This window comes from Hydrogenophaga sp. (assembly GCF_035481345.1).
In the GTDB taxonomy this organism is placed as follows: domain Bacteria; phylum Pseudomonadota; class Gammaproteobacteria; order Burkholderiales; family Burkholderiaceae_C; genus Hydrogenophaga.
Map to the genome: position 1 here is coordinate 1 of NZ_DATIGV010000061.1, position 6,950 is coordinate 6,950.

Annotated in this window: 7 protein-coding genes, 2 rRNA genes and 1 pseudogene; 4 read left to right on the forward strand and 6 right to left on the reverse strand. The window is 65.1% G+C overall.

The features are described from left to right. The 3 genes and pseudogenes from VLG41_RS06390 to VLG41_RS06400 form a co-directional block, all read right to left on the reverse strand. Positions 1–135 (reverse strand): annotated as a pseudogene (locus VLG41_RS06390) (magnesium/cobalt efflux protein); the annotation flags it as partial. A 95-nt stretch (positions 136–230) separates the two neighbouring features. Continuing rightward, the gene (locus VLG41_RS06395) at positions 231–902 is read right to left on the reverse strand and encodes a GNAT family N-acetyltransferase (protein WP_325348557.1); all 672 of its coding nucleotides are present in this window, start codon (positions 900–902) and stop codon (positions 231–233) included. 72 nt (positions 903–974) lie between these two features. Next, positions 975–1,448 (reverse strand): Lrp/AsnC family transcriptional regulator, encoded by a 474-nt coding sequence (locus VLG41_RS06400; RefSeq protein WP_325348558.1) that lies wholly within the window; start codon positions 1,446–1,448, stop codon positions 975–977. A gap of 118 nt (positions 1,449–1,566) precedes the next feature. On the opposite strand from VLG41_RS06400, the gene hppD reads away from it, so the two are divergent. Together hppD and phhA are read left to right on the forward strand one after the other, a co-directional pair. Next, entirely contained in the window at positions 1,567–2,688 is a 1,122-nt protein-coding gene (gene hppD, locus VLG41_RS06405) for a 4-hydroxyphenylpyruvate dioxygenase (RefSeq protein WP_325348559.1), read from the forward strand. Positions 2,689–2,708: 20 nt separating this feature from the next. Then, complete coding sequence (phhA, locus tag VLG41_RS06410; protein ID WP_325348560.1) at positions 2,709–3,563, forward strand: phenylalanine 4-monooxygenase; 855 nt, start codon at positions 2,709–2,711, stop codon at positions 3,561–3,563. Here the strand turns inward: phhA and VLG41_RS06415 are convergent. Next, positions 3,485–4,456 carry an esterase/lipase family protein gene (locus VLG41_RS06415; RefSeq protein WP_325348561.1) on the reverse strand — a complete coding sequence of 324 codons (972 nt, stop codon included), beginning with the start codon at positions 4,454–4,456 and terminating at the stop codon, positions 3,485–3,487. The two genes, phhA and VLG41_RS06415, sit on opposite strands and share 79 nt — an antisense overlap. Before the next feature lie 58 nt (positions 4,457–4,514). Between VLG41_RS06415 and VLG41_RS06420 the strand changes: the two genes are divergently transcribed. Together VLG41_RS06420 and VLG41_RS06425 are read left to right on the forward strand one after the other, a co-directional pair. Next, a complete protein-coding gene (locus tag VLG41_RS06420) occupies positions 4,515–5,255 on the forward strand; it encodes an FFLEELY motif protein (protein WP_325348562.1) in 741 nt (246 codons plus the stop codon). 26 nt (positions 5,256–5,281) lie between these two features. After that, entirely contained in the window at positions 5,282–6,235 is a 954-nt protein-coding gene (locus VLG41_RS06425; RefSeq protein WP_325348563.1) for an MBL fold metallo-hydrolase, read from the forward strand. Positions 6,236–6,333: 98 nt separating this feature from the next. Here VLG41_RS06425 and rrf read toward each other — a convergent pair. Both rrf and VLG41_RS06435 read right to left on the reverse strand, forming a co-directional pair. After that, positions 6,334–6,446, reverse strand: a 5S ribosomal RNA gene (rrf, locus tag VLG41_RS06430). A 150-nt stretch (positions 6,447–6,596) separates the two neighbouring features. Beyond that, positions 6,597–6,950: ribosomal RNA gene (locus VLG41_RS06435) — 23S ribosomal RNA — on the reverse strand; the annotation flags it as partial.

Genomic DNA, 6,950 nt, shown 5'->3' on the forward strand with positions numbered 1-6,950 from the left:
GGCGAGGGTCTCGATCAGCTCGTCCTTGGAGTCCGGCCCGGGGTGCAGGAACTCGGCGAGCTTTTGCAGGAATCCGCGTTTGTCGGGAAGCCGCAGGCCGCGCTGCGGCCCGCTACTGGGTGGGTGGTCGGCCACTGGGGAGGACGGTGGTTGTAACAACAGGCAAGGATACCCCATGGGTCTGAAGGGACAACCCCCCCGCGAGCCGGCGGCACGCCCGCCACGACCTCTCAGCCGCGCGCGCGGTCGCGGGCGTCGCGCACGCCCTGGCGGATTTCCTGCAGCAGGCGGATCACCCCCCAGAACTGCTTGGCCTGCGCCTTCAGGTGGTAGTCGGTCACGGCCAGTTGCTCGCCGAGCATCTCGCTCACACGCGAGTCGAAGTCGGCCGGCGGCAGGCGCAGATGCGCCTCGGTCTCGGAGCCGGCACGTTCGAGCACGGCGCCCGCGTTGCGCGCGATCTTGAGCATGGCGGTGTTTTCGGACAGGGCGTGGATGAAGAGCAAGGAGACGCCCTCGTTGCGCGCATGCACGACGGCGCGCTCGAACAGGCGGCTGCCATAGCCCTTGCCGCGCGAGGCCTTGGACACGGACACGCCGAACTCGGCGCAGGTGCGCAGTTGCGGATCGACCGAGAACGCCAGGTGGGCCATGGCGATGAGGTGCAGGCGCCGATTGAAGATGCCGAAGACCGCGTCGCGGTCGAAGTCGATGCGCTCGGCGTAGCGGCGGATCTGCTCGTCGGTGGCGGCGTAGCCGAAACGCAGGTAGCGGTCGGGCGGGTCCAGCGAGAGCAGGTGCTGCGCGATCTGGACGCGGTGGCCATCGTCGAGCGCGCGAATGGGCACCGTGGCGGTGTCGGCACGGGCGTCGCTCGGCGGCTTGGGAACGGGCGGGGCCATCGGGGCTCGGTAGGGCGGGCGAAAGCCCCGAGCTTGGCACGCCCCGGGACCGGCCGCAAGCGCAGCGAGCGCTCAGAGCGGCAGCGCGGTGGTGCTCTTGACGCGGTCCATGACGAAGCTGGTCTTGCAGTCCTGCACGCTGGGGTGCTTGAGCAGGGTGTCCATCATGAAGCGCGAATAGGCCGCCATGTCGGCCACCACCAGGCGCAACTGATAGTCCATGTCGCCGGTGAGGGCCACGCACTCCACCACCTCGGGCCAGGCCATCACGCTGGCACGGAACTCGTCCATGGGGTTGCGCTTGTTGCCCTCGGCGTGCTTTTCCAGGCGCACGTTGACGTGGGCCGTGAGGCCCAGACCCACGGCTTCCGGCCGCAGCAGGGCCACATAGCGCGCGATCACACCCGCCTCTTCGAGCCGGCGCACGCGGCGCAGCACGGCGCTGGCTGACAGGCCCACGGTCTCGGCCACCTGATCGTAGGTGGCGCGCCCGTCGGCCTGCAGGCTGCGCAGGATGGCTTTGTCGAGCTTGTCCAAGGCTTCCATGATTGTGATTGTGCACAAATCCTGCGTCTTGGACGAATGGTGCGCCCCAAAACGCCGGAATCGTGACACCCTGCGCCGATACAGTGGCCCTTCCCTCAGCCCCCCGAAAGAGACCGCCATGAACGCTGCCCTGCCCGCTTCCGCCACCAACTTTCAGGCTTGGGACAACCCGATGGGCACCGACGGCTTCGAGTTCATCGAATACGCCGCACCCGATCCCGTTGCCATGGGCGCGTTGTTCGAACGCATGGGCTTCAAGGCGATCGCGAAGCACCGCCACAAGGCTGTGACCCTGTACCGCCAGGGCGAGATCAACTTCATCATCAACGCCGAGCCCGACAGCTTCGCGCAGCGTTTCGCGCGCCAGCACGGGCCCAGCGTCTGCGCCATCGCCTTCCGCGTGAAGGACGCCAAGGCGGCCTACGAACGGGCCATCTCGCTGGGCGCCTGGGGCTATGCGGGCCAGGCCGGCCCGGGCGAGCTGAACATCCCCGCCATCAAGGGCATCGGCGACTCCATCATCTATTTCATCGACCGCTGGCGCGGCAAGAACGGCGCCCAGGATGGCGAGATCGGCAACATCGGCTTCTACGACGTGGACTTCGAGCCGCTGCCCGGGGCTGAGCTCAGCCCGGTGGGCCATGGTCTCACCTACATCGACCACCTCACCCACAACGTGCACCGCGGCCGCATGGCCGAGTGGGCCGACTTCTACGAGCGCCTGTTCAACTTCCGCGAGGTGCGCTACTTCGACATCGAGGGCCAGGCCACCGGCGTCAAGAGCAAGGCCATGACCAGTCCCTGCGGCAAGATCCGCATTCCGATCAACGAAGAAGGCAACGAGAAATCGGGCCAGATCCAGGAGTACCTGGACCGCTACCACGGTGAGGGCATCCAGCACATCGCCATGGGCTCGACCAACCTCTACGACACGGTGGACGCACTGCAGATGTCCGGCGTGAAGCTGCTCAACACCAGCGAGACCTACTACGAGCTGCTGCCCAAGCGCATTCCGAACCTGGCAGAGGACGTCGAGGCCCTGAAGCAGCGCAACATCCTGGTGGATGGTGCACCCGGCGAACTGCTGCTGCAGATCTTCAGCGAGAACCAGCTCGGCCCGATCTTCTTCGAGTTCATCCAGCGCAAGGGCAACCAGGGCTTCGGCGAGGGCAACTTCAAGGCACTCTTCGAGACCATGGAACTCGACCAGATGCGCCGCGGCGTGCTTCAGAAGTCCTGACCGGCCCACCGGAGAACCCCATGGCCGTCGAACCCGTCGTCTATGGCGCCAGCGAGCGCCCGCCGCGCGGCGACTATTCGCGCGCCCGCGAGGACTACACCTGCCCGCAGAACTGGTCGGCCTACACCGAGGCCGACCACGACACCTACCGCCGGCTCTACGAGCGTCAGAGCGCGTTGTTGCCGGGTCTGGCGGCGCAGGCCTTCATCGACGCCCTGCCCTCGCTTGGGGTGCGCGACCGCATTCCGCGATTCGATGAGATCAACGAACGCCTGAGGCCTGCCACCGGCTGGGAGATCGTGGCCGTGCCGGGGCTCATTCCCGAGCGGCCGTTCTTCGACCTGCTGGCGCACCGGCGCTTTCCCGTTACGGACTGGATCCGCACACCTGAGGAGTTCGACTACATCGTCGAGCCCGACGTCTTCCATGACCTGTTCGGTCACGTGCCGCTGCTGTTCAACCCGGTGTTTGCCGACTACGTGCAGCACTACGGCCAGGGCGGCCTGAAGGCGCACGACCTGGGTGCGGGCGAACTGCTGTCGCGCCTGTACTGGTACACCATCGAATTCGGGTTGATCCGCGAGCCGCAGGGCCTGCGCGCATACGGCGCCGGCATCCTCAGCTCGTCCGGCGAACTGCGTCACAGCGTCACCAGCCGGCGCGCGCGGCGCATCGCGCTCGACCTGGTGCGCTGCATGCGCACGCGCTACAAGATCGACGACTACCAGGCCACCTACTTCGTCATCGACAGCTTCGAGCAGCTCTTCGAGATGACCGCGCCCGACTTCACGCCGATCTACGAGACCGTGCGCTCGCTCGGCGAGTTGCCTGCCGACGCCAGCATCGCCAGCGATTCGCCCATCACCCTGGGATGAAACGCCAGGTCCACATGCGCTGCCGCGGGCACCAGGCGGTTGTCGGCGCCGGGCAACGTGGCGGTGGGCGCGGGGAAGACGATGTTGTCCGTGTCGGCGTACCAGCAGACGAAGCGTTCGTAAGGCGACTCGCCGCGCAGTTCGCGCTCGCGCGCAGCGAGTTGGCACAGCCAATCGCAGTCCACGCGCATCTGGCGGCCGTTGACCACGCGGCTGAAGCGGCCGATCCAGGTGCCGCGGTGGGGGCTGCCAATGGTGATCACGCGTTGCACGCGCGCAGGATGGCCTGGGTCAGCCGCCAGCCAGGCCCGAGCCGCGAGCCCGCCCATGCTGTGGCACACCAGAACCGGCTTGTCCTCGCCGAGCCACTCGGCCCGCCGAACAGCGGCCTCGACCTGCGGAACATAGGCATCGATCGAACCGAACACCGGTTCGAGATTGACAGTGGCATACGCCGTCCCGCGCTCGCGCAGAGCCCGCAACCACGGCAGCCAGAACCCCCGGTTGCACACGAAGCCATGCACCAACACCACCGCGGCTCCTTTCTGCGGCGCCGCGCTGTCCGGCAGCGTCTGCCAGCGAAACGGCTGTCGCCAAGCGAACACCTGCGGCGCCACGCGCACCTCGCGCCACCACGCGCGGACCCAAGCGCTCGGTTTCGTGGTGGCAGCCGCTTCGCGCCGATTCACCCAGGCGGCCAGCGCGAATTCAAGGCCCAAGGCCCAGGCGTGTCCGAACAAGACCACTACGGCCACCACCAGCGCCCAAGCCAAGTGGCCTCCCGCCCACAGCAGGCCGGCGCCCAACAGGGTCAGCACGCCGCCGAACACCAGCAGGCGCTGCAAATCGGCCAGGGCTGAACGGGAGGTAGGATGTGGCGTCGGTTCGCGCATGCGTCGACTATCTCACGCCATTGGCATTCATCACCGCTGATCACGCCGGGTTTTCGCCATGACATCGGACACCAGCTTCGCTGCCCAAATCCGCGGCCACCTTCAGCAGGTGGCGGGTTTGCGCACGCAAGCCGCAGACACTGATCGGCTGGCGGCGGTGCAGGCTGTGAAGCGGCTCCAAGCCCAGCGCTTTCGGGCCAGCTACAGCGACCTCAGCCGCAGCACCCGCACCCAGCCCGCGCTGCGGTTCTTTCTTGATGAGTTGTACGGTGAGCACGACTTTTCCCGCCGGGATGAGCAGTTCGGGCGCATCGCCGGTGCGCTCGAACGTCTCTTTCCCGCTGCCGTCGGGCAACTCGCGGTGGACTTGACGGAGATGCACGCGCTCACCGAAACGCTTGACCATGCCCTGGCCAGCCATTGGCAGGTCCTCCCTGCGGAGGCGGGCAGCGCCGAACGCTACATCCTCGCTTGGCGCCGGTGCGGCGCCCGTCGGGAGCGGGAACGCCAGTTGGCCGTGGTGCAGCACATGGGCGCCGAGCTGCAGCGGCTTACCCGTATGCGTTCGCTGCGGCTGGGTCTGCGCATGATGCGCAAACCCGCCGAAGCGGCCGGGCTGGACGCCCTGCAACACTTTCTGGAGAGCGGCTTCGATGCGTTCGCGGCGCTCGGCGACGCTTCTTCGTTCCTGCGGACCATCGCGCAAAGGGAGGCGCAATGGATCGAGACCCTGTTTGACGCTCCGTTGGCGGACGCCTGTCACCGACTCGACGTAGAACTGTCCCGCGCGGCGCCTTGAGTTGCGTGCCCATCCCACAATGGCGCATGGCGGACACTCACAACCCCAGAATCGCAACCGACTCGCGGCTCGCGGCTCTCGGCATCACGGTCCTTGAACGGGGCTGGTTGTCCGCCAACAACGTCGTCATGCGCGCGGACACAGGCGGCCTGGTCGTCGACACCGGCTACGCCACGCACGCCGAGCAGACCGTGGCCTTGATCCAGGAGACGCTCGAGGGCTGTCCCCTTGAACGGGTGGTGAACACCCACTTGCACAGCGACCACTGCGGCGGGAATGCCGCGCTGCGTCGTGCTTGGCCGCACTTGCGCATCGGCATTCCCCCGGGTCTGGCGCCTGCGGTGCGCGACTGGGACCCGGTCGCCTTGACCTATGTGCCCACCGGCCAAATCTGTCCGCGCTTCGACTACGACGAGCTCGTCCACCCTGGGGATCGCTTTCGGATCGGGGGGCTGCAGTGGACGGCGCACGCGGCGCCGGGTCACGACCCCCACGCCATTCTTCTTCATGAGCCGAATCAGGGCATCCTGATTTCGGGAGATGCCCTATGGAACAACGGCTTCGGCGTCGTCTTTCCAGAACTCGATGGCGCCAATGCGTTTGACGAGGTGGCCGATACACTCGATCTCATCGAGGCGCTGTCGCCGTCAGTCGTGATTCCTGGACATGGTCCCGTGTTCCAAGGCGCCTCCGTTCCAGTCGCCTTGGCTCGCGCCCGCAGCCGCCTACTACAGTTTCAGCGCGACCCCGCCAAGCACCGATGGCATGCGCTTAAGGTAATGATCAAGTTCAAGATGCTTGAACTGCAACGAGTGGAGCGCAAGGAACTGCAAGCCTGGTTTGATTGTTCGGCTTATTTCATCCGCATTGCCCGGATTGATCGAGAGCAATCGCCTTCCGAAATACTCGACGCCCTGCTGAACGATTTGCAACAAGCACAGGCACTTGCAATAGTTGGCAATTGGATTCTCAACCAATAGAACCAATCCATCGTTCGAGACTCTTCTTTCCTCGGGGTCGGCGCCGAAAAAAGAACAACCCCCCACCGCTGGTGGCGGAGGGGGGTTGAGGGATAAGAGCCTGACGATGACCTACTTTCACACGGGAATCCGCACTATCATCGGCGCAAAGGCGTTTCACTGTCCTGTTCGGGATGGGAAGGAGTGGGGCCACCTTGCTATGGTCGTCAGGCATAACGGGTTGCCTGGCTGAGGCTTACTCAGCCAAGCGAATTCATAGAGTCGGATCGGTCTTTGGGACGGATCACATCAGCGTGTCATTTGATTGCGCACAACGATGGCATAGCGTTGCATTTGCCTTTGATGGTGACATCAAAGTTATAGGGTCAAGCCGCACGGGCAATTAGTACTGGTTAGCTTAACGCATTGCTGCGCTTCCACACCCAGCCTATCAACGTCGTGGTCTACGACGACCCTTTAGGGGGCTCAAGGCCCCGGCAGATCTCATCTTGGAACGAGTTTCCCGCTTAGATGCTTTCAGCGGTTATCTCTTCCGCACTTAGCTACCCGGCAATGCCACTGGCGTGACAACCGGTACACCAGAGGTGCGTCCACTCCGGTCCTCTCGTACTAGGAGCAGGCTTCCTCAAATCTGCAGCGCCCACGGAAGATAGGGACCAAACTGTCTCACGACGTTTTAAACCCAGCTCACGTACCTCTTTAAATGGCGAACAGC

Excerpts from the sequence above, each read along its gene's own strand:
- VLG41_RS06395 (WP_325348557.1), bottom strand. The coding sequence starts at position 902 with ATGGCCCCGCCCGTTCCCAAGCCGCCGAGCGACGCCCGTGCCGACACC.
- VLG41_RS06400 (WP_325348558.1), bottom strand. The coding sequence starts at position 1,448 with ATGGAAGCCTTGGACAAGCTCGACAAAGCCATCCTGCGCAGCCTGCAG.
- hppD (WP_325348559.1), top strand. The coding sequence starts at position 1,567 with ATGAACGCTGCCCTGCCCGCTTCCGCCACCAACTTTCAGGCTTGGGAC.
- phhA (WP_325348560.1), top strand. The coding sequence starts at position 2,709 with ATGGCCGTCGAACCCGTCGTCTATGGCGCCAGCGAGCGCCCGCCGCGC.
- VLG41_RS06415 (WP_325348561.1), bottom strand. The coding sequence starts at position 4,456 with ATGCGCGAACCGACGCCACATCCTACCTCCCGTTCAGCCCTGGCCGAT.
- VLG41_RS06420 (WP_325348562.1), top strand. The coding sequence starts at position 4,515 with ATGACATCGGACACCAGCTTCGCTGCCCAAATCCGCGGCCACCTTCAG.
- VLG41_RS06425 (WP_325348563.1), top strand. The coding sequence starts at position 5,282 with ATGGCGGACACTCACAACCCCAGAATCGCAACCGACTCGCGGCTCGCG.